We start from the raw sequence: 20,306 nt of genomic DNA, 5'->3' as shown, positions 1-20,306 counted from the left end.
CGGTGCTGGAATGAGGAAGACCCTCGCAAAGCGGCGGAAACCGACACTTCGTGATCTATCACACTATGGCAGCGCGTGATCCGCTGTCACGTCAGAAGAGCGGCTGGAAGGCGGGGCCACGGCGACGCCGCAGCGCGTCCAGCTGGTGCTGGATCGTCTCGCGTACCTGGTCGGTGAGGTTGAACACCAGCATCGGGTCGTCGGCGTCGATGGGGTCGTAGTCGTCGGTCCTGATCGGCTCGCCGAACTCGATCAGCCACTTCGACGGCAACGGCACCAGCCCGAGCGGGCCGAGCCACGGGAAGAACGGCGTGATCGGCAGGTAGGGCAGGCCCAGCAGCCGGGCCAGCACGGGAAGATCGCCGATCTTGGGATAGATCTCCTCGGCGCCGACGATGGCGCAGGGGATGATCGGCACCCCGGCCCGGATCGCCGAGGCCACGAAGCCTCCACGGCCGAACCGCTGCAACCGGTAGCGCTGCGAGAACGGCTTGCCCACGCCCTTGAAACCCTCGGGGAAGACACCCACGAGCTCGCCCTTGCGCAGCAGGCGGTCGGCGTCCTCCGGACAGGCCAGCGTGTGCCCCGTCTTGCGCGACAGGTGGCCGAGCACGGGCAGCTGGTAGACGAGGTCGGCGCCGAGCAGGCGGACCGCGCGGTGCGCCTCATCGTGCAGCGCTACCTGCATCATCAGCGCGTCGACCGGCAGCGTCCCGGAGTGGTTGGCCACCACCAGCGCCCCCGACTCCGCCGGGACGTTCTCCAGACCGAGCGTCTCGACCCGGAACCAGTGCCGGTACACCGGCCGGATCAGTTCGAGCAGGACTTTGTCGTTGAGCTCCGGGTCGAACCCGAACTCGTCGATCTCGTACTCGCCGGTGAGGCGGCGGCGCAGGAAGGCGAAGAGCTCGGCGAGCCGCTCGTCACCGGACCCGGGCGGGGCGTCGTCCGAAACGCCGAAGGCGGGCGAGGCGTCGTCCGGAGCCCCGGGCGAGCCCTCCTCGGAGGTACGCGTCACGTCACACACGCCTTACTGGTCATCCGGGACCGGGGGTGGATCGCCCCGAAGCGAGATCGGACAGCCGGTCGGCCACGGCGGCGGAAAGGCCGCCGGAAAGGCGGCGCGAGCGGAGAAAGTCCTCGAACGCGGCGGCCGTGCCGAACTTGGGCTTCCATCCCAGCTCGCGGATCAACCGGCCGCTGTCCACGACCCGGCCGTGGCACATCAGCGCCAGCTGCTCGGGCGTGAAGTCCAGCCGGCGCGCGGCGCGCGCCATCTCTCCCAGGAAACGGAACACCGGAGACGGCACGGGAAGCGGCGTCCGGCCCGCCCGCCGCAGGCACTGGGACAGCAACAGCACGCCGTCGCCGGCCACGTTGAACGTGCCCGGGTGGTCCTCCAGGGCCATCCGGCGCAGCACCTCGACTCCGTCGTCCTCGTGCACGAACTGCAGCCGGGGATCGAAGCCGAACACCGTCGGCGGAAGCGGCTGCGCGAAGTACCTGGTGAGGGGTGAGTCCACCCCCGGACCCATGAAGTTGGCGAAACGGAGCGTCGAGGTGACCACGTCGGGACGCCGCCTGGCGAAGCCCCGGACGTAGCCCTCCACGTCGCCGGCGTCCTTGGCGTACCCCGAGTGCGGGACCTCGGCGGGCTCGCTGTCCTCCCTGAACACGGCGGGATCGTTCGGCGCCGAGCCGTACACGGCGGTCGTGGACCGCACCACGACCCTGCGCACGGTCGTGGACCGCTGGCACGCGCCGAGCAGCTGCATCGTGCCGATGACGTTGTGCTCTTTCATGGCCGACCGGCTCCTGGCGGGGCCGCTGACCAGGCTCATGTGCACGACGATGTCGACGTCCGCCGCCGCGATGACCTGCGCGATGTCTGGACTGCGCAGATCGACGCGGACGAACTCGGTGCGACCGGACAGGGAGCCGCCATCTCGGGTGAGCGATGGCGGCGGAACCGTGTCCACCCCGATGACCCGGCCGATGTCCGGGTCTGCGGCGAGCACGCCGGCCACTCGTGCTCCGACGTGACGCGAGACCCCGGTGACCAGCACAGTGTGGGTCATCGTCGCCTCACTGGGGGACTGGTGGGGGAATGTTCACGGTCGCCCGGCCCCGCGGGACCGGTGCGCGCTCCGTACTACTACTTCTTGTTACGCCGCTGGATGCGGGTCTTCTTCAGCAGCTTGCGGTGCTTCTTCTTGGCCATGCGCTTGCGGCGCTTCTTGATCACAGAGCCCACGGGACCCCCAGGTGAAGGTTGAGAATGCCAGACCGGTGCGCGAGCGCACACCGGCACAACAGACTACCGGCGATCCACGGTCGATCGCCCCCTGGGGGACACCGCGTGGCCGATGCCGGATCCCGCGCCTGGTCAGCGCGGGTCCGGACCGCCTCGGCGTGTCATCCTGCCTCGATGAACGCATCCCTGAGGTAGTCGTGTACGGCCTGCTCGGGCACCCTGAAGGATCGGCCGACACGGATGGCCGGCAGCTCACCTGAGTGGACGAGCCGGTACACCGTCATCTTGGACACTCGCATGACCGTGGCGACTTCCGCCACCGTCAGGAACTTCACCTCGCTGAGAGGTCTTTCGCCTGCACCCATCGGACGCCTCTTCCGCACGTGTTTCCGGGTTATCCCCACTGGTGCCATCGCTCACGCACGTGTACTGCCGTCAGCGTAAGTCGGGACTGCGAGTAGGCAAACCCCCCATTTCATCAGTCACCGCAGCCTTATGCCGTCAAAATGGAGAAAGTCGCTGGCAGCAGTGGGGTCGTGCCCCTCGCCTCAATCTTGGAACGGACCAACTTCTCTCACATAAGAGTCGCCCCGGCACACGAAAGCGTTGGCAAACCCCCGGCAGACCGGGGCAAAGGGGGGCGCGAAATGCGCGAAACGGACAGTCCGATGCGTACTCAGAGGTGCCGCGTGATCCTGGCCAGGAGGTAGTCCGTCAGCGGACCGTAATATCTCGGCAACACATTGTCGTCGAGCGGCACCGCGACCGCGATCTTGCCCTCCGCCGCGCCGATGAAGAGCGCGGGATCGTTGCTGTCCGCGAAGCCCACCGTCTCGACGCCCGCCTCTCCCGCGGCGCCCGCCCATCCATGATCGGCGATCACGAAGTCCGGCCGCTCCTCCGCCAGGATGGCGCGCATCGGGTCCGGATCATGCGTGTGCACGAGCGCCGCACCGTCGTCGAGCATGGCGACGTCGTCGAGGTAGCGGATCCTCCGTACACGTCCGTATCCGTGACTCGAGTAGCTCCACCTCTCGGCCGGGGTCAGCAGCGTCGCGCCGTACGAGCGGGCGAGCCTGGCGACCGCCAGGTGGACGGTGAGCAGGCCCGTCGGATGTCCCGTGGCGATCACGATGCGGGCGTTCCCCCTGGCCAGCACCTCGCCGACGCGGTCGCCCATCGCCTCAAGCGCGTCGATGGTCAGATCGGGGTCGATGGTGTCCTGGCCCTCGCGATGCCCCGGATCGGCCACCACACCCACCGACTTGGCCATCTGCTCCAGCACGTCACGGAAGCCCCACTCCGCCGCGAAGGTGAGGCCGAACATGTAATGGGGATCGCGGCCGGCCAGCGAGCGGTAGTTGTCGAGGTTGTTCTCACGCGGCGTCGCGACGTCACCGGCGATGCGCGTTCTGATCAGATGGTCGCGGAGGTCTGTGCGGGAGGGAACGTTCACAGGTGCCACAGCGCTCCTCGCGCCGCCGGGATTCCCGTCATGGCAGGGGGTCCAATCCGTGGAAGGGGAAGATGGCCTTCCGGGTGGCCACGATGGCCCGGTCGATCGGATCGGCCGGATCGTATCCACCGGAGAAGTCGGAGAACTGCGGGTGGCGCCCGTCGGTCATCGTCAGCGGGGGCACCTCTCCGGTCCGCTCCCTGACCAGGTTCCGCCAGCTCTGCGGGGTCGGGGTGGTCGGCTCGACGGGATGCCCGGACGCCTCCGCGATCAAGTGGGTCCACGCGCGCGGCACCACCTGGACGAGCTCGTATCCCCCGCCTCCGGTGACGATCCACCGGCCGCCCGCCGTCTCGTGCGCCAGCCGGTGCAACGCGGCATAGGCCGTACGCTGGCCGTCCACGCTCAGCATGAGGTTGGCCAGCGGGTCGAGGGCGTGGCTGTCGCATCCGTGCTGGGTGACGAGCACCTCCGGGCCGAACTCCCGCAGCAGCGGCGGCACGACGGCGTGGAAGGCGCGCAGCCAACCGCTGTCGCCGCATCCGGCGGGCAACGCGACGTTGACCGCGCTGCCGTGCGCGCCGGTCTCGCCGGGGAAGCCGGTCCCGGGGAAGAGCGTGCGCGGGCTCTCGTGCAGGCTGATGGTGAGGACCCGCGGATCGTCGTAGAACGCCGCCTGCACTCCGTCGCCGTGGTGGACGTCCACGTCCACGTACGCCACCTTCGTCGCGCCCTGGGAGAGCAGCCACGCGATCGCGATCGCCGGGTCGTTGTAGACGCAGAAGCCGCTGGCCATGCCCGCCATCGCGTGATGCAGGCCGCCGGCCACGTTGACGGCGTGCCGCGCCTCGCCGGTCCACACGGACCTCGCGGCCTCCAGCGACGCTCCGGCGATCAGCGCCGACGCCTCGTGCACCCCGGTGAACGCCGGGTTGTCCTCGGTGCCGAGCCCGCAGCCGAGGTCGGGCCGCCCGGTCTTCGACACGGTCTTCACCGCGTCGACGTAATCGCGCCGGTGGACCAGCGCCAGCTCGTCGTCGCACGCCGGAACGCATCCGGTCATCTCGACCGGGTCGAGCACGCCGAGGTCCCGGGCGAGCGCCATGGTCAGCTCCACGCGGACCGGCGCGAGCGGATGCCCGGGGCCGAAGTTGTACGACGTCAGCGCCTCATCCCAGACCACGCGGACGTTGCCGCACCCGTGCTCGCCGGTTCGCTCGATCATGCCGCCGCCTCCTCGCCGCACGATCGTGACGCTACCGTACGCACCTCGGCGTGGTTTCTCCCCCTCGTGACATACGCCACCCTTCCTTAACCAGCCCGGAATATCACGACATATTCGCTTAATCCCAGGGATACGGTCACTCGGTACGGAGGGCGACCACAGGGTCGAGCCGGGCGGCCCGCCGCGCCGGTGCCACACCGAAGAACACCCCCACCCCGGCCGATACGCCGAACGCGAGCACGATCGACCACCACGTGATCGCGGCCGGCACCGGGGAGACGGCCTGGATCAGCAGCGCCCCGCCGACGCCGAGCACGATCCCGGCCAGCCCGCCGATCGTGGTCAGCAGGACGGCCTCGATGAGGAACTGGGCGAGCACGTCACGCCCGCGTGCGCCGAGCGCCTTGCGCAGGCCGATCTCCTTGGTCCGCTCCCGTACGCCGACCAGCATGATGTTGGACACGCCGACCCCGCCGACCAGCAGAGAGATGGCGGCGATCGCGGCCAGCACTCCGGTCAGCATCCCGAGCACCGTCCCGACCGTGCCGAGCAGCTGCGTCTGCGTGACCGCGGAGAAACGCTCGCCGGGATACCGCTCCGCCAGCGCGGCGAGAACGCGCCGCCGCAGGGGTTCGATCTCGTCGGGCCCGGACGCGCTGACCGCGACGGCGTTGATCCTGTTCATCCCGATCAGCCGCTGCGCGGTGGTGACCGGGATGTGCACCTCCTGGTCGCGGGCCACGCCGAAGGTCGCGCCCACGGTCTCGTAGAGCCCGACCACCCGGAACCGGACCCCCGCGACGGTGACCTGCCTACCGATCGGATCCACGTCGCCGAACAGCTTCGCCGCGACCTCCGATCCGAGGACGGCCACCCGCCGCCGGGTGTCGACGTCGGTCTCGCTGAGATACCGGCCGCGGCGCAGCGGACGGTCGAAGACGCCGGGCACGTTCTCGTCCGTCCCCGTGAGCGTCGCGAACACCTCGTTCCGCCCGACGCGTACCGGCTCGCCGGAATTGACGGCGACGGTCACCCGCGACGGGTCGCCCACCACCCGCCGCACGTAGGCGACGTCGGACAGGTCCAGCCGGCTCTGCGTGGGCGCCGCGCCGAGGGTCACCTGACCGGGGACGATCAGGATGATGTTGCTGCCCAGCCCCGCGATCTCCCGTTCCACCGCGTCCTTGGCGCCGGTGCCGATGGCGACGAGGATCACCACCGACAGCACGCCGATGATCACGCCGAACATCGTGAGACCGCTGCGCAGCCGGTTGACCCGCAGCGCCTCCACGGCCATGCGCAGCGCCTCGCCCGTCCTCACCCGCCCTCCCCTGATCCGCCGGCTCTCCCGCCGTCGGCGACCACGCCGGTGTCGAGCTCGATCCGGCCGTCCCGTACGTGGATCTGGCGGCGGGCCCGGCCGGCGACCTCGGGCTCGTGGGTGACGAGGACGACCGCGACCCCGTTGTCGGCGTTGAGCCGTTCGAGCAGGGCCATGACATCGGCGCCGTTGCGCGAGTCGAGGTTGCCGGTGGGCTCGTCGGCGAGCACCACCTGCGGATCCCCGACCAGCGCGCGGGCGATGGCCACCCGTTGCTGCTCGCCGCCGGACATCTGCGACGGGCGGTGATCGAGCCGGTGGCCCAGCCCGACGGCCTCCAGCGCCGCCCGGGCCCGCGCCCTGCGCTCGGCCCTCGCGACGCCCCGGTAGACCAGCGGAAGCGCCACGTTGTCCAGCGCCGGTGTACGGGCGAGCAGATGGAACGACTGGAAGACGAACCCGATCGTCTGGTTCCTGAGCTCGGCCAGCCGGATGTCGTCGAGCGTGGAGACGTCCACGCCGCCCACCCGCAGGACGCCGCTCGTCGGCCGGTCGAGGCAACCGAGCAGGTGCATCAGCGTGGACTTGCCCGACCCCGACGGGCCCACGATCGCCACGAACTCGCCCCGCCCGATGCGCAAACTCACTCCGCGCAGGGCGTCGACGGACACGCCGTCGAGCCGGTACGACCGGGTGAGGCCGATCGCCTCGAACGCGCTCTCTGCTGCGTTCCCTGGGGTGTTCCCTGGGACGTTCCCCGCGGCGTCTTCCGGGACGGGCGGCGGCGGGGTCACGACAGGTCGATCGGCTGGTTCGCGTGGACGGTGTCGGCGCCCCTGACGACGATCCGCTCACCCGCCATGAGCCCGCTGACCACCTCGACCTCCGCGTCTCCCTGCGCCCCGAGCCGGACCGTGCGGCGCTCCGCCGCGCCGTTCCGCACCACCCACACGACGCTCTCCTTGCCGCTGCTGACGATCGCCGACGCCGGTACGGCCAGCGCGTCCGGAGACTCCTTCACGGTGAGGCGGACCACCGCGCTCATCCCCGGTTTCGGACGCGGAGCCGGACTCCCGTCGTCGTAGGCGCCCAGGCCGAGCGTGAGCCGTACGGGATAGCCGACGCCGCCCGTGGCGCCCTCCTTGGGCGTGACCCCGACGCCGGTCACCTCGGCCCGGTACGTCGCCCCGGTCACCGCGTCGAACTCGACCTCGGCGGGGACGCCCTTCGAGACCAGCAGCACGTCGGTCTCGTCCACGTCGGCGGCGAGAGTGAGCGTGGAGACGTCCGTGACCGTGACGACCGTGTCCCCGGCCGCCACCGGGACCCCCGCGGCGACGGTCCCACCCGACCTCCCGGAGGGAGCGGACGCGACCTGGCCGGACAAACCCGCGGGCAGGCGCCCGATCAGGTCGCCCAGGCCGGCCGTACCGGTGCCGGAGGAGGGCCCGCCGAGCGTGACGATCCCGCCGAACGGCGCTCTGACGACGAGACCGTCGACCGTGGCCTTCGCCGCCCGTACCGCGGCCCTCGCCTGGGAACCGGACGCCTCTTGGAGCGAGGACATGGACGCGGTCAGCCCGCTCAGCCCGGCGCCGATCCGGCCGGTCACCTGGGAGAGCGCCTGCTCGATCGACCGGTTGAGGTCGTTCGCCACGTCGGTGAGCGCGCGCCGCTGCGCCCTGCTCCCTGCCTCGGCCGCGTCGACGGCGGCGAGCAGCCGCCGCCTGACGGCCGGGTCCTCGACCTTCCTCGCGGCCTTCCGCGCGTCCGCGAAACATCGGGCGAGCCGGGCGTCGAGCGATCGGGGCGGTTTCAGCGCCGGAAGCCGTACGGGCGAGACGCCGCCGACCGCCGGGAGCGGGCGGGACGCCTGCCGCGCGGCCCTGCGCGCCTCGTCGAGCTGGGTCTCGGCCTGCGGGGACCTGATCCTGGCCAGGATCTGCCCCTTCTCCACCGTGTCACCGTCCTGCACATACAGCGCGGCGACCGTGCCGGAGGCGGGCGCGACCAGCGCGGCGGTCGCCCGCGCGGCCACCGAGGCGGGGGCCTCGACGATCTCCCTGACCGGGGCGCGCGTGACCCGGCCGATCTGCGGTTCCGGCGGTGCGGGACCGGAGCAGCCGGCGAGCAGGACAGTGAGCAGCAGCGGGGGGATACCGCGACGAACCGTCACCTCGCCATGGTAAAAGTCCGGTCACTCCGTTATCAGGGAATCGCGCACGGTAGCCCGGCGAAGGCCGCGAATCGCCGGAACGCTCAGCAGGCAGGCGACTCCGGCCAGCCCGACCACGAATCCGGCCGCCAGCACGTTCTCGGCGCCCAGCCGCGCGGCGACCGGCCCGGCCAGCGCCTGCCCGACCGGGACGCTCAGCACGGATCCCGCCACCTCGTAGGCCGTCACGCGGTTCAGGACGTCCTGCGTGACCTGGGTCTGCACGCTGGTGGCCCACATGACGGACCAGAAACCCCACACCGCGCCGTTCGTGGCGAACGCCGCCGCGACGACCGGCAGCGGCATGTGGAGGGCGAGGGCGAGCGGTTCTAGGAAGTACAGGCTCATCGCGATCGCCCCCGCCATGAGCGGGCGGGACGGCCGGAACCACACGGCGACCAGCCCGCCGACGACGGTTCCCGCCCCTGCGGCCGACATGACCCAGCCGTAGGCGCCCCTGCCGTGGCTCTCGGTGATCAGCGCCGAGCCCAGGGGCAGGAGCGGGCCGAACACCATCACGCCGTAGAAGATCCAGATGATGATGACGCTCCACATCCAGGTGCGGGAGCGGAACTCGTCCCATCCTTCGCGCAGGTTGCGCAGCATCGAGGAGCCCGGCGTCGCGCTCGGCGACGGCCGTACGCGCAGGAGCAGCAGGCAGACCGCGCTGGCCGCGAACGTTCCCGCGTCCACGACGAAGACGAGCCCGGCGCCCCCCACCCCGACGAGGACGCCGGACAAGGCGGGGCCGAGCAACTGGGCCATCGCGTCGGCCACGCGCAGCGTCGCGTTCGCCCGTTGCAGGTCGGACGCCACCTGGGGGACCATGCTGTTCACGCCGGGCTGGAACATCGCGGCGGCCGCGCCACTGATCGCGGAAAGGACCACGATCTGCCACAGGTCCGGCGTCCCGGCCAGGAAGGCGGCGGCCATCGCCGACTGGGTGACCAGCCGCACCACGTCGGCGCCGATCATCATCCGCCTGGCCGTGAACCGGTCGGCGAAGACCCCGCCGAAGAGGATCAGCGCGCCGAACGGTGCCATCCAGGAGGCGAGCACGAACCCGACTCCGGTCGGGCCGTATCCTGCGCCGAGCACGCCCAGTGAGATCGCGACGGGGAGCATGGTGTCGCCGAGCATGGAGACCACGCGCCCGGTGAAGTAGAACCCGAAATCGGGTGTCCAGAGCGGCCGCCGCCCGACCCCTGCCACGGCCTGTACGGCTCCCGCCACAATTCCCTCACCATTCCGGACCCGATATCACCACGAGGAATGATGCATCGGGACTGGAAGGTTTCCTAATTGTTTTTATCGAGCCCAGACCAGGAAACGGTACGGGGATCAGCCGGAGGCGAGCTGGCGGCTGCGGTCCCTGGCCGCCTCGATGGCGTCCAGGAAGGCCGCGCGGACCTTGTGGCGTTCGAGCTCCGCGATGGCGGCGATGGTCGTCCCGCCCGGCGAGGTGACCGCCTCGCGCAGGATCACCGGATGCTCGCCCGAGTCGCGCAACATGATCGCCGCGCCCACGATGGACTGGGTGACCATGTCGAGCGCGGCGGCGCGCGGCATGCCGAGCAGGATCCCGGCGTCCACCATGGCCTCGACGAGATAGAAGAAGTAGGCCGGGCCGCTGCCCGACAGCGCGGTCGCGGCGTCCTGCTGCGACTCGGGGATGCGCAGGACCTTGCCGACCGGCTTGAGCAGGGACTCCGTGCGCGCCAGGTGGCGCTCGGCGGCGTGCGCCCCCGGCGAGATGACGCTCATCGCCTCGTCGACCAGGACCGGGGTGTTGGACATGACGCGGACCACCGGCACCGCCTCCCCGAGGCGGGACTCCACGAACGCCGTGGTGATCCCCGCGGCCACGGAGATCACCAGCCGGTCGGCCGGGACGTACGGGGCGATCTCGGCGAGCAGACTCCCCATGTCCTGCGGCTTGACCGCGAGGATGATGGTCTCCGCCGCCTTGGCCGCCTCGGCGTTGGAGACCACGCGCACACCGTAGGTCTCGCGCAGCGCCTCCGCGCGCTCCTCGCGTCGCGCGGTCACCATGATCTCGCTCGGCCGCAGCCCGGCCCGGACCAGCCCGGAGAGCAGAGCCTCGCCCATCTTGCCGGTGCCGAGAATCGCGATCATGACCATTCCTCGCTGCTAGGGATCCCGTCGCAGCTTACCGATGGGCCGGGCGCGCCCGGGCGCCCGTACGGGACGACCCGTCACGGCGTGCGCCGGCGCAGGGTGGCGGCGCCGAGAACGAGCGAGAGGACCGTACAACCGCCGACGACCAGGACGTCACGGGTCAGCACGCCGGTGAAGTCGCCGGTGCGCGCCGTCTCCTGCATCGCCTCCACCGCGTACGAGAGCGGCATGACGTCGGACAGCCACTCCAGCCAGGTGGCCATGGTGTCGCGCGGGACGATGAGCCCGCACAGCAGCGACTGGGGCAGGACGACCGCCGGCATGAACTGCACCGCCTGGAACTCGGTGCGCGCGAAGGCGCTGAAGAACAGGCCGAGCGCCATGCCGAGCAGCGAGTCGAGGACCGCCACGAGGACCAGCGTCCAGACGGATCCCGCGAGGTCCAGGCCGAGCCACGTCAGGGAGAGGGCCAGCACCACTGTGACCTGGGCCGCGGCCACCGCTCCGAACGCGATGGCGTATCCCAGCAGCAGGTCGAACTTGCCGAGCGGCCCGGCCATCAGCCGTTCGAGCGTGCCGGTCGCCCGCTCCCGCTGGGTCGTGATCGAGGTGACCATGAACATCACGACGAACGGGAAGATGCCGAGCAGCGTCGGGCCCAGCCGGTTGAACACCGCGGGGTCGTCGATGACGTACCTGAGCAGGATCATCAGCACGCTCGGCACGCCGACGAGCAGCGCGAGCGTGCGGCGGTCGTGGCGGAGCTGGGCGAGGATGCGTCCCGCCGTGGCCAGGGTGATGGCGAGGTTCATCGCACACGCTCCGCCTTCTCCTCGATGAGGCGGAGGAACGCCTCTTCCAGATCGGTCGTCCCGGCGTGCTCGCGCAGCCCCTCGGGGCTGTCGTCGGCCAGGATCTCCCCGTCACGCAACATGATCAGACGGTGGCATCGGGCCGCCTCGTCCATGACGTGGCTGGACACGATGAGGGTCACGCCGCGCTCCGCGAGGCTCTGGAAGAGCCGCCAGAGGTCCTGGCGGAGCACCGGGTCCAGGCCGACGGTCGGCTCGTCGAGCACCAGCAACTCGGGGCTGCCGAGGAGCGCGACGGCGAGGCTGGCCCGGCTGAGCTGCCCGCCGGAGAGCGCGCCGCCCAACTGCTTCCTGGCGCCGGTCAGGCCCACCTCCTCGATCACCCGATCGGCGTCGCCCTTGGCCGCGCCGAGGACCGCGGCGAAGTACCGCAGATTCTCCAGCACTGTCAGATCCCGATATATGGCGGCACTCTGGGTGGAGTAACCGATCTTGCGGCGGAGCACGGGGCTGCCCGCCGGCTCGCCGAGCACGGTCACCTCGCCGCTCGCGACGATCTGGACGCCCACGATCGCGCGGATCAGGGTCGTCTTTCCGCATCCGCTGGGCCCGAGCAGGCCCGTCACCTGTCCACGCGGTACCTCGAAGGTGAGGCCGTGCAGGACCTCCGCCCCGCCACGGGAGACCCGCAGATCCCGTACGGCGATCGCCGGTCCGGATAAATTCATCATTCGTTGAAATTAGACCTCCGCCAGGTCGGCGTCAACAGGCCGCCGAACCACACTGACGGCCAACTCGTTTAATGAGATATGCGAAGCTTCTGGGCCATTGCGCTCCTGTTCATGGCAGCGGCCTGCGGGCAGCAGCCGTCCACGCCGTCGACCACGCCGTCGTCCGCCTCGCCGTCCGGCCCGAACGAGCCGGTCAGCGCGCCCGCGAGCTCTGGAGCGCCGAGCGGATCACCCTCGCCGGAGACGCCCATGGGGAACACGCTCGACCCGCGCAAGATCGCGTGGACCGGCGCGACACCGTCACCGGACGGCAGATCACTGGCCGTCGTCTGGTGGTCGGGCGTCGCGCCCTGCACGGTGCTCGACCGCGTCGAGGTGAAGGAGAGCGCGAAGCAGGTCGTGGTCACCCTCTACGAGGGTCGGGATCCGCGCTTCCCCGACGCCGCCTGCATCGCCATCGCGGTGGAGAAGACGACCACGGTGCGGCTCGCCTCCCCGCTCGACGGCCGCGAGGTGGTCGACGGCGCCAAGCCGTGAACCGGCGGTGAGACCGCGCCGTCAATACGGGCATGCGGATGATTCGACGAACGGCGGCGCTGGCCGCGACGGTGCTGATCATGGTCGGCGTGCCGGCCACGGCCTCGGCCGCCTCCACCGGCACCCCGGCCCCGGTGAAGCCCCAGGGCGGCACGATCGATCCCCACAAGGTTCAGTGGACCTCGGCCAAGCCGATCAGGAACGGCAGGTACCTGAGGGTCACCTGGTGGTCCGGCGTCGAGCCGTGCTCGGTGCTCGACCGGGTGAGCGTGAAGGAGAGCAGGGGCAAGGTCACGGTCACCCTTTACGAGGGAAGCGCCGAGGGCGCCGGAATGTGCGTCATGCTCGCCGTCAAGAAGAGCACGATCGTGAAGCTCAGGGCTCCCCTCGGCGACCGCCGGGTGGTCGACGGCGCCAAGCGCTGACCGTACGGCCGCCGCCCTCGACGACAAGGAGAAACACGGAATCCACACGCGCGTCATGAGGTTGAGTCCACTAGGCTCAAGTCGTTTGACAAAGCCTGGGGTGCGACCCAATATTGAGTCGTACCGACTCAACTTTGACCACAAGGACGAACTCATGGCACGTGCGGTAGGTATCGACCTGGGGACGACCAACTCTGTCGTCTCGATCCTTGAGGGCGGTGAGCCCACGGTCATCGCCAACGCCCAGGGCTCGCGGACCACCCCGTCCGTGGTCGCCTTCGCGAAGAACGGCGAGGTGCTGGTCGGCGAGGTCGCCAAGCGGCAGGCCGTGACCAACGTCGACCGGACGATCCGCTCGGTCAAGCGAGAGATGGGCAGCACCTGGTCCGTCGAGATCGACGGCAAGAAGTTCACTCCCCAGCAGATCAGCGCCTTCGTCCTGCAGAAGCTCAAGCAGGACGCCGAGGCCTACCTCGGTGAGAAGATCACCGACGCGGTGATCACCGTCCCGGCCTACTTCAACGACGCCCAGCGGCAGGCGACCAAGGAGGCCGGCACCATCGCCGGTCTCAACGTGCTGCGCATCATCAACGAGCCGACCTCGGCCGCGCTGGCCTACGGCCTCGACAAGGAGAAGGACCAGACCATCCTGGTCTTCGACCTCGGCGGCGGCACCTTCGACGTGTCCCTGCTCGACGTCGGCCAGGAGGACGGCCACGGCTTCGTCGAGGTCCGCGCCACCAGCGGTGACAACCACCTCGGTGGTGACGACTGGGACCAGCGCGTCGTCGACGAGCTGGTGACCCGCTTCAAGAACGCGCACGGCGTCGACCTGGCCAAGGACAAGATGGCCCTCCAGCGCCTCCGCGAGGCGGCGGAGAAGGCCAAGATCGAGCTCTCCAGCCAGACCGAGACCTCCATCAACCTGCCCTACATCACCGCCTCCGCCGAGGGCCCGCTGCACCTTGAGGAGAAGCTGACCCGCGCCGAGTTCCAGCGGATCACCTCCGACCTGCTCGAGCGCTGCAAGGGCCCGTTCCACCAGGTCATCAAGGACGCCGGGATCAAGGTCTCCGACATCGCCCACGTGGTGCTCGTCGGCGGCTCGACCCGCATGCCGGCCGTGAGCGACCTGGTCAAGGAGCTGACCGGCGGCCAGGAGCCCAACAAGGGCGTCAACCCGGACGAGGTCGTCGCGATCGGCGCCGCGCTCCAGGCGGGCGTGCTCAAGGGCGAGGTCAAGGATGTCCTGCTCCTCGACGTGACCCCGCTGAGCCTGGGCATCGAGACCAAGGGCGGCATCTTCACCAAGATCATCGAGCGGAACACCACGATCCCGACCAAGCGGTCGGAGGTGTTCACCACCGCCGAGGACAACCAGCCGTCGGTGCAGATCCAGGTCTACCAGGGCGAGCGTGAGATCGCCGCCTACAACAAGAAGCTGGCCACCTTCGAGCTGACCGGCATCGCCCCGGCCCCGCGCAACATCCCGCAGATCGAGGTCACCTTCGACATCGACGCGAACGGCATCGTCAACGTCAGCGCCAAGGACCTCGGCACCGGAAAGGAGCAGTCGATGACGATCACCGGCGGCTCCGCGCTGGCCAAGGACGACATCGAGCGCATGATGCGCGAGGCCGACTCCTACGCCGAGGACGACAAGAAGCGCCGTGAGGAGGCCGAGATCCGCAACAACGCGGACGCCCTGGCCTACCAGACCGAGAAGTTCCTGCACGACAACGACGACAAGGTCCCGGCCGACGTCAAGACCGAGGTCAACGACTCGCTCGCCGAGCTGAAGAAGACCCTCGAGGGCACCGATTCGGCCGCGATCCGCGCCGCCGCCGAGAAGCTCGCGACCGTCAGCCAGAAGATGGGTTCGGCGATCTACGCCCAGTCGCAGGGCGCCGCGGCCGGTGCCGAGGGCGCCGCGCCGACCGGCGACGGCCAGGCGAAGTCCGAGGAGGACGTCGTCGAAGCCGAGATCGTGGACGACGAGCCGAAGCGGGAGGGCGGCAACAAGTGACCGCGCGCGAGAACGGTTCCGAGCAGGAGCCGGTGATCCGCGACAACCGCAAGATCGACCCGGAGACCGGGACGGCCCGCACCGGAAAGCCGGGCGCGGCCGCCTCGGACGGGGCGGCCCCGGCCGCCGCGGACGCCTCTGCGGACACCGTGGCCGACACGGCCGAGGCGCCCGCGGAGGCGGTGACCGGCACGGGTGCGGACCTGCTCGCGGAGCGCACCGCCGACCTGCAGCGGCTCCACGCCGAGTACGCCAACTACCGCAAGCGAGTGGACCGGGACCGGTCCGTCGTCAAGGACCAGGCGGTGTCCGGTGTCCTCACCGAGCTGCTGCCGGTGCTCGACGACATCGGCCGGGCCCGTGACCACGGCGAGCTCACCGGCGGATTCGCCAAGGTGAGCGAGTCGCTGGAGGCGATCCTCGGGAAGCTCGGCCTGGTGAAGTACGGCGCGAAGGGCGACCCGTTCGACCCGAACGTGCACGAGGCGCTCCTGCACAGCTACTCCGCCGACGTCTCCGAGCCGACCTGCGTCGAGATCCTGCAGCCGGGTTACCGGATGGGCGACCAGATCCTGCGCCCGGCCCGCGTGGCCGTCGCGGAGCCCGACGAGTCCGTGGCGGCCGAGCCGTCGGACTCCGCCGAGTCCGGCGAGTCCGACGAAAACTGAAACCCCGGGAGTCTCTCCTGATCCGGCAGGATCGGGAGAGACCACCCAGAGAACACCCCCTTGCGCGGAGGAAATCGACAGATGAGCACCAAGGACTACCTGGAGAAGGACTATTACGCCGTCCTTGGTGTGCCCAAGTCCGCCACCGCCGCTGAGATCAAGACGGCGTACCGGAAACTGGCCAGGCAGTACCACCCGGACGCCAACAAGGGCAACACCGAGACCGAGGAGAAGTTCAAGGAGGTCTCCGAGGCCTACGACGTGCTCTCCGACACCAAGCGCCGCAAGGAGTACGACGAGGCCCGCACCCTCTTCGGGTCGGGGCTCGGCGGCTACGCCGGGACGGGCGCGCCCCGCGGAGGCGGCTTCAACTTCGACTTCGGCGACCTGTTCTCCGGCAGCGGCACAAGCCATCAGGGCGGGGCGGGCGAACGCATAGGAGATCTGTTCGGCGGCCTGTTCAACCGTGGCGGGCGGACCACGACGACCGGTGCCACCCGGCCGCGCCGTGGCCAGGACATCGAGTCCGAGGTCTCGATGTCGTTCGGTGAGGCCGTCGACGGCACCACGGTCTCTCTTCGACTGACCAGCTCCTCCGCCTGCGCGGCGTGCAGCGGCACGGGCGCCAAGGCCGGCACCACGCCGCGGGTCTGCCCGACCTGCGAGGGCACCGGCGCCGCCAGCCGCAATCTGGGCAACTTCGCCTTCTCCGAGCCGTGCCGCGACTGCCGTGGCCGGGGACTCCTGGTGGACGATCCCTGCCCGGTGTGCGAGGGCAGCGGCCGGGGCAAGAGCACCCGCACGATCCAGGCCCGCATCCCGGCGGGAGTCGGCGACGGCCAGCGCATCCGGCTCAAGGCCAAGGGCGCGCCCGGCGAGAACGGCGGTCCCGCGGGTGACCTCTACGTCCAGGTCCACGTCAAGCCGCACCCGGTGTTCGGCCGCACGGGCGAGAACCTCACGGTCACCGTGCCTGTCACGTTCCCGGAGGCGGCACTCGGCGCCGAGATCAAGGTGCCCACTCTGAAGGGCATGCCGGTCACCCTGCGCATTCCCGAAGGCACGCCCAACGGGCGCACGTTCCGCGTGCGCGGCCGGGGCGCCCCCCGAAAGGACGGCACGAAGGGCGACCTGCTCGTCACCGTGCAGGTGACAGTGCCGCCGCACCTCGATGACAAGGCGCGGGCCGCTCTTGAGGAGTTCCGCGACGCCAGCGAGGGCACCGACCTGAGAGAAGAGCTGATCAAGCAGGCCAGAAGCGAGTGAGCCCATGGATGCCAACTTCTTCGATCTGTCCGACGACACACCGGTCTATGTCATCTCGGTGGCCGCCCAGCTCTCCGGCCTGCACCCGCAGACGCTCCGGCAGTACGACCGGCTCGGCCTGGTCAGCCCGGGGCGTACGGCCGGGCGCGGACGGCTCTACTCGACCAGGGACATCGTGCTGCTGCGCGAGGTGCAACGCCTCTCCCAGGAGGACGGCATCAACCTCGCGGGCATCAAGCGCATCCTCGAACTCGAAACGGAGAACCTGCGCCTGCGCGACGAGGTGGTACGACTCCGCGGCGAGCTGACCATGATCCGCGCGCTGATCAGATACGAACTTCCACCAGCCTGATCCGGGAATTCACGGGCCCGCGCATCGCGCGGTGGTGAACCCGCCAGGTGGTTCGGGGAGCGCAGCTCTTCCCAACCGCCCGGCGCGGACGCCAGCCGCCGCGTCGGTGCCGCGCGCCCGCTGAGCGAAGCGAGGCCACGAACCACCATGGACTACAAGCTGACGCAGAAGAGCCAGGAGGCCCTGTCCGGGGCGGTCCGGCGGGCGGCCGCGGAGGGCAACCCCGAGGTGGCTCCCGCTCACCTCCTCACCACCCTGCTCGCCCAGACGGGCGGCACCGCCGTCCCCCTCCTCGAAGCGGTGGGCGCCGACTGGAAGCAGCTCAGGACCAAGACCGAGGAGCTGCTCGCCGGGCTGCCCAAGGCGCACGGCGCGACGGTGAGCGCCCCGTCGAGCTCCCGGCAGCTCCTCACCGTTGTGAACACCGCCGCCCAGCGGGCCAAGCAACTGGAGGACGAGTACGTCTCGACCGAGCACCTGCTGGTGAGCCTCGCGACCGACGGCGGCCAGGCGGCCGAGCTGCTCAAGGCGCAGGGCGCCACGGCGAGCGCGCTGCTGGACGCGTTCGAGAAGGTCCGCGGGCACGCCCGGGTCACCAGCGAGACCCCCGAGGACACCTATCGCGCTCTGGACAAATACGGCGTCGACCTGACCGAGCGGGCCAGGTCCGGCAAGCTTGACCCCGTCATCGGCCGTGACACGGAGATCCGCCGGGTCATCCAGGTGCTCTCCCGCCGCACGAAGAACAACCCCGTGCTGATCGGCGAGCCCGGCGTCGGCAAGACCGCGGTGGTCGAGGGCCTGGCCCAGCGGATGATCGCGGGCGACGTTCCGGAGAGCCTCAGGAACAAGCGGCTCGTCGGGCTGGACCTCGGCGCGATGGTCGCGGGCGCCAAGTACCGCGGCGAGTTCGAGGAGCGCCTCAAGGCCGTGCTCAACGAGATCAAGGAGAGCAACGGCCAGATCGTCACCTTCATCGACGAGCTGCACACCATGGTCGGCGCGGGCGCGGCCGAGGGCGCGATGGACGCCGGCAACATGCTCAAGCCGATGCTGGCCCGCGGCGAGCTGCGCATGATCGGCGCGACCACCCTCGACGAATACCGCGAGCGCATCGAGAAGGACCCCGCGCTCGAGCGTCGCTTCCAGCAGGTCTACGTGGGCGAGCCGACCGTCGAGGACACCATCGCGATCCTGCGTGGGCTGAAGGGCCGCTACGAGGCCCACCACCAGGTGCAGATCTCCGACAGCGCGCTGGTGGCCGCCGCGACGCTCTCCGACCGCTACATCACCGCCAGGTTCCTGCCGGACAAGGCCATCGACCTGGTCGACGAGTCCATGTCCCGGCTCCGCATGGAGATCGACTCTCGGCCGGTGGAGATCGACGAGCTGCAGCGCATCGTGGACCGGCTCAAGATGGAGGAGCTCGCCCTCGTCAAGGAGACCGACGAGGGCAGCCGCCAGCGGTTGGAGAAGCTCCGCGAGGAGCTGGCGAACCGCCAGGAGGACCTCAACGGCCTCGTGGGCCGCTGGGAGCGCGAGAAGGCCGGGCTCAACAAGGTCGGCGAGCTGAAGAAGCAGCTCGACGAGGCGCGCGGCGCCGCCGAGCGGGCCCAGCGCGACGGCAAGTTCGAAGAGGCGTCCCGGCTGATGTACGGCGACGTCCCCCGGTTGGAGAAGGAGCTCGCGGAGGCGACCAGGGCCGCGGAGGCCGAAGAGGCCGAGTCGGAGCCGATGGTGAAGGAGGAGGTCGGCCCCGACGACATCGCCGACGTCATCTCCTCCTGGACCGGCATCCCCGCCGGCCGGCTTCTCGAGGGCGAGACCACCAAGCTGCTGCGCATGGAGGAGGAGCTGGGTCGGCGCCTGATCGGCCAGCGCGCTGCCGTGCAGGCCGTCTCCGACGCCGTACGGCGGGCCAGGGCGGGCATCGCCGACCCGGACCGCCCAACGGGGTCCTTCCTCTTCCTCGGCCCGACCGGCGTCGGCAAGACCGAGCTGGCCAAGGCACTGGCGGAGTTCCTCTTCGACGACGAGCGGGCGATGACCCGCATCGACATGAGCGAGTACGGCGAGAAGCACAGCGTGGCTCGGCTGGTCGGCGCGCCTCCGGGATACGTCGGCTACGAGGAGGGCGGCCAGCTCACCGAGGCCGTGCGCCGTCGGCCGTACACCGTGGTGCTGCTCGACGAGGTCGAGAAGGCCCACCCGGAGGTCTTCGACGTGCTGCTCCAGGTGCTGGACGACGGACGGCTCACCGACGGCCAGGGCCGTACGGTCGACTTCAGGAACACGATCCTGATCCTGACGTCCAACATCGGCTCGCAGTTCCTGGTCGATCCCAAGATCGAGAACGGCGCCAAGCGGGACGCCGTCATGACGGCCGTCAGGAACGCCTTCAAGCCGGAGTTCCTCAACCGGCTCGACGACGTCATCGTGTTCGACGCGCTCGGCACCGAGGAGCTCTCGCAGATCGTCGACCTCCAGGTGTCGCGGCTCGGGGCGCGGCTCGCCGACCGGCGGCTCACACTGACCGTAACGCCCGGTGCGCGCGAGTGGCTGGCACTGACCGGTTACGACCCCGTGTACGGCGCCCGCCCGCTCCGACGGTTGATCCAGTCGGCGATCGGCGACACGCTCGCGAAGGCGCTGCTGTCCGGAGAGATCCACGACGGCGACGACGTGGCCGTGGACCTGGACGAGGCCGGGGACACCCTTACCGTGCGAACCTCTCGGTAAGGACTTCCCCACCATTACGGCAAGCGCGCCCCTCGGGATTCCCTCACCGATACGTTCTGTGTTCGTAAGAACACCGTAAGAAAACCGGGGGGATCGATGTCAGGGACATCAGGAAGCATTCGAGGGCGACATGCCGCGCT

At 70.1% G+C, this 20,306-nt stretch carries 21 protein-coding genes; 7 read left to right on the top strand and 14 right to left on the bottom strand.

The genetic code is table 11. The annotated features are described in order from the left end of the window. Positions 1-91: 91 nt before the first annotated feature. The 14 genes from IMZ11_RS13550 to IMZ11_RS13485 all read right to left on the bottom strand — a co-directional run bounded on the left by IMZ11_RS13550 (position 92) and on the right by IMZ11_RS13485 (position 12,404). Positions 92-1,018 (bottom strand): lysophospholipid acyltransferase family protein, encoded by a 927-nt coding sequence (locus IMZ11_RS13550; RefSeq protein ID WP_228641305.1) that lies wholly within the window; start codon positions 1,016-1,018, stop codon positions 92-94. Positions 1,019-1,037: 19 nt separating this feature from the next. Further along, entirely contained in the window at positions 1,038-2,078 is a 1,041-nt protein-coding gene (locus IMZ11_RS13545; protein WP_228641302.1) for an NAD-dependent epimerase/dehydratase family protein, read from the bottom strand. Between the two features lie 77 nt (positions 2,079-2,155). After that, complete coding sequence (locus IMZ11_RS13540) at positions 2,156-2,254, bottom strand: 30S ribosomal protein bS22 (protein ID WP_018654693.1); 99 nt, start codon at positions 2,252-2,254, stop codon at positions 2,156-2,158. A 161-nt stretch (positions 2,255-2,415) separates the two neighbouring features. Beyond that, positions 2,416-2,619: a helix-turn-helix domain-containing protein gene (locus tag IMZ11_RS13535; protein ID WP_030456159.1), complete on the bottom strand. Its 204-nt coding sequence runs from the start codon at positions 2,617-2,619 to the stop codon at positions 2,416-2,418. Between the two features lie 311 nt (positions 2,620-2,930). Next, on the bottom strand, positions 2,931-3,710 hold the full coding sequence (locus tag IMZ11_RS13530; RefSeq protein ID WP_228641300.1) for a phosphatase: 780 nt from the start codon (positions 3,708-3,710) through the stop codon (positions 2,931-2,933). Between the two features lie 37 nt (positions 3,711-3,747). Next, on the bottom strand, positions 3,748-4,893 hold the full coding sequence (locus IMZ11_RS13525; protein ID WP_228641458.1) for an acetoin utilization protein AcuC: 1,146 nt from the start codon (positions 4,891-4,893) through the stop codon (positions 3,748-3,750). Between the two features lie 178 nt (positions 4,894-5,071). Next, positions 5,072-6,256 carry an ABC transporter permease gene (locus tag IMZ11_RS13520; RefSeq protein ID WP_228641298.1) on the bottom strand — a complete coding sequence of 395 codons (1,185 nt, stop codon included), beginning with the start codon at positions 6,254-6,256 and terminating at the stop codon, positions 5,072-5,074. After that, the gene (locus IMZ11_RS13515) at positions 6,253-6,960 is read right to left on the bottom strand and encodes an ABC transporter ATP-binding protein (RefSeq protein ID WP_228641456.1); all 708 of its coding nucleotides are present in this window, start codon (positions 6,958-6,960) and stop codon (positions 6,253-6,255) included. Before IMZ11_RS13515 ends, IMZ11_RS13520 begins: the two co-directional genes overlap by 4 nt. 86 nt (positions 6,961-7,046) lie before the next feature. Continuing rightward, positions 7,047-8,432 carry an efflux RND transporter periplasmic adaptor subunit gene (locus IMZ11_RS13510; protein ID WP_228641296.1) on the bottom strand — a complete coding sequence of 462 codons (1,386 nt, stop codon included), beginning with the start codon at positions 8,430-8,432 and terminating at the stop codon, positions 7,047-7,049. Between the two features lie 21 nt (positions 8,433-8,453). Further along, complete coding sequence (locus IMZ11_RS13505; RefSeq protein ID WP_228641294.1) at positions 8,454-9,704, bottom strand: MFS transporter; 1,251 nt, start codon at positions 9,702-9,704, stop codon at positions 8,454-8,456. Positions 9,705-9,812: 108 nt separating this feature from the next. Beyond that, positions 9,813-10,607: a pyrroline-5-carboxylate reductase gene (gene proC / locus IMZ11_RS13500; RefSeq protein WP_228641292.1), complete on the bottom strand. Its 795-nt coding sequence runs from the start codon at positions 10,605-10,607 to the stop codon at positions 9,813-9,815. A gap of 80 nt (positions 10,608-10,687) precedes the next feature. After that, positions 10,688-11,422, bottom strand: coding sequence for an ABC transporter permease (locus IMZ11_RS13495; protein ID WP_228641289.1), 735 nt, complete (start codon positions 11,420-11,422; stop codon positions 10,688-10,690). Further along, a complete protein-coding gene (locus tag IMZ11_RS13490; protein WP_228641287.1) occupies positions 11,419-12,153 on the bottom strand; it encodes an ABC transporter ATP-binding protein in 735 nt (244 codons plus the stop codon). The genes IMZ11_RS13495 and IMZ11_RS13490 overlap by 4 nt, the downstream gene beginning before the upstream one ends. 68 nt (positions 12,154-12,221) lie before the next feature. Further along, positions 12,222-12,404, bottom strand: a complete 183-nt coding sequence (locus IMZ11_RS13485) for a hypothetical protein (RefSeq protein WP_228641285.1) — start codon at positions 12,402-12,404, stop codon at positions 12,222-12,224. Between IMZ11_RS13485 and IMZ11_RS13480 the strand changes: the two genes are divergently transcribed. The 7 genes from IMZ11_RS13480 (at position 12,403) to clpB (ending at position 20,166) form a co-directional block, all read left to right on the top strand. Then, a complete protein-coding gene (locus IMZ11_RS13480) occupies positions 12,403-12,690 on the top strand; it encodes a hypothetical protein (protein WP_228641283.1) in 288 nt (95 codons plus the stop codon). The two genes, IMZ11_RS13485 and IMZ11_RS13480, sit on opposite strands and share 2 nt — an antisense overlap. A gap of 38 nt (positions 12,691-12,728) precedes the next feature. Further along, complete coding sequence (locus IMZ11_RS13475) at positions 12,729-13,115, top strand: hypothetical protein (RefSeq protein ID WP_228641281.1); 387 nt, start codon at positions 12,729-12,731, stop codon at positions 13,113-13,115. 154 nt (positions 13,116-13,269) lie between these two features. Next, positions 13,270-15,141: a molecular chaperone DnaK gene (gene dnaK / locus IMZ11_RS13470; protein WP_228641280.1), complete on the top strand. Its 1,872-nt coding sequence runs from the start codon at positions 13,270-13,272 to the stop codon at positions 15,139-15,141. Beyond that, positions 15,138-15,809, top strand: a complete 672-nt coding sequence (grpE, locus tag IMZ11_RS13465; RefSeq protein ID WP_228641277.1) for a nucleotide exchange factor GrpE — start codon at positions 15,138-15,140, stop codon at positions 15,807-15,809. The genes dnaK and grpE overlap by 4 nt, the downstream gene beginning before the upstream one ends. Before the next feature lie 81 nt (positions 15,810-15,890). Further along, positions 15,891-17,075, top strand: a complete 1,185-nt coding sequence (gene dnaJ / locus IMZ11_RS13460; RefSeq protein ID WP_061253884.1) for a molecular chaperone DnaJ — start codon at positions 15,891-15,893, stop codon at positions 17,073-17,075. A gap of 4 nt (positions 17,076-17,079) precedes the next feature. Beyond that, positions 17,080-17,427, top strand: a complete 348-nt coding sequence (locus IMZ11_RS13455; protein WP_061253885.1) for a heat shock protein transcriptional repressor HspR — start codon at positions 17,080-17,082, stop codon at positions 17,425-17,427. A 147-nt stretch (positions 17,428-17,574) separates the two neighbouring features. After that, positions 17,575-20,166 (top strand): ATP-dependent chaperone ClpB, encoded by a 2,592-nt coding sequence (clpB, locus tag IMZ11_RS13450; RefSeq protein ID WP_228641275.1) that lies wholly within the window; start codon positions 17,575-17,577, stop codon positions 20,164-20,166. Positions 20,167-20,306 lie beyond the last annotated feature (140 nt).

It is taken from the genome of Microtetraspora sp. AC03309 (assembly GCF_020826795.1).
Taxonomy (GTDB): Bacteria; Actinomycetota; Actinomycetes; order Streptosporangiales; family Streptosporangiaceae; genus Microtetraspora; species Microtetraspora glauca.
This window is presented reverse-complemented; position numbering and strand designations above follow the sequence as displayed.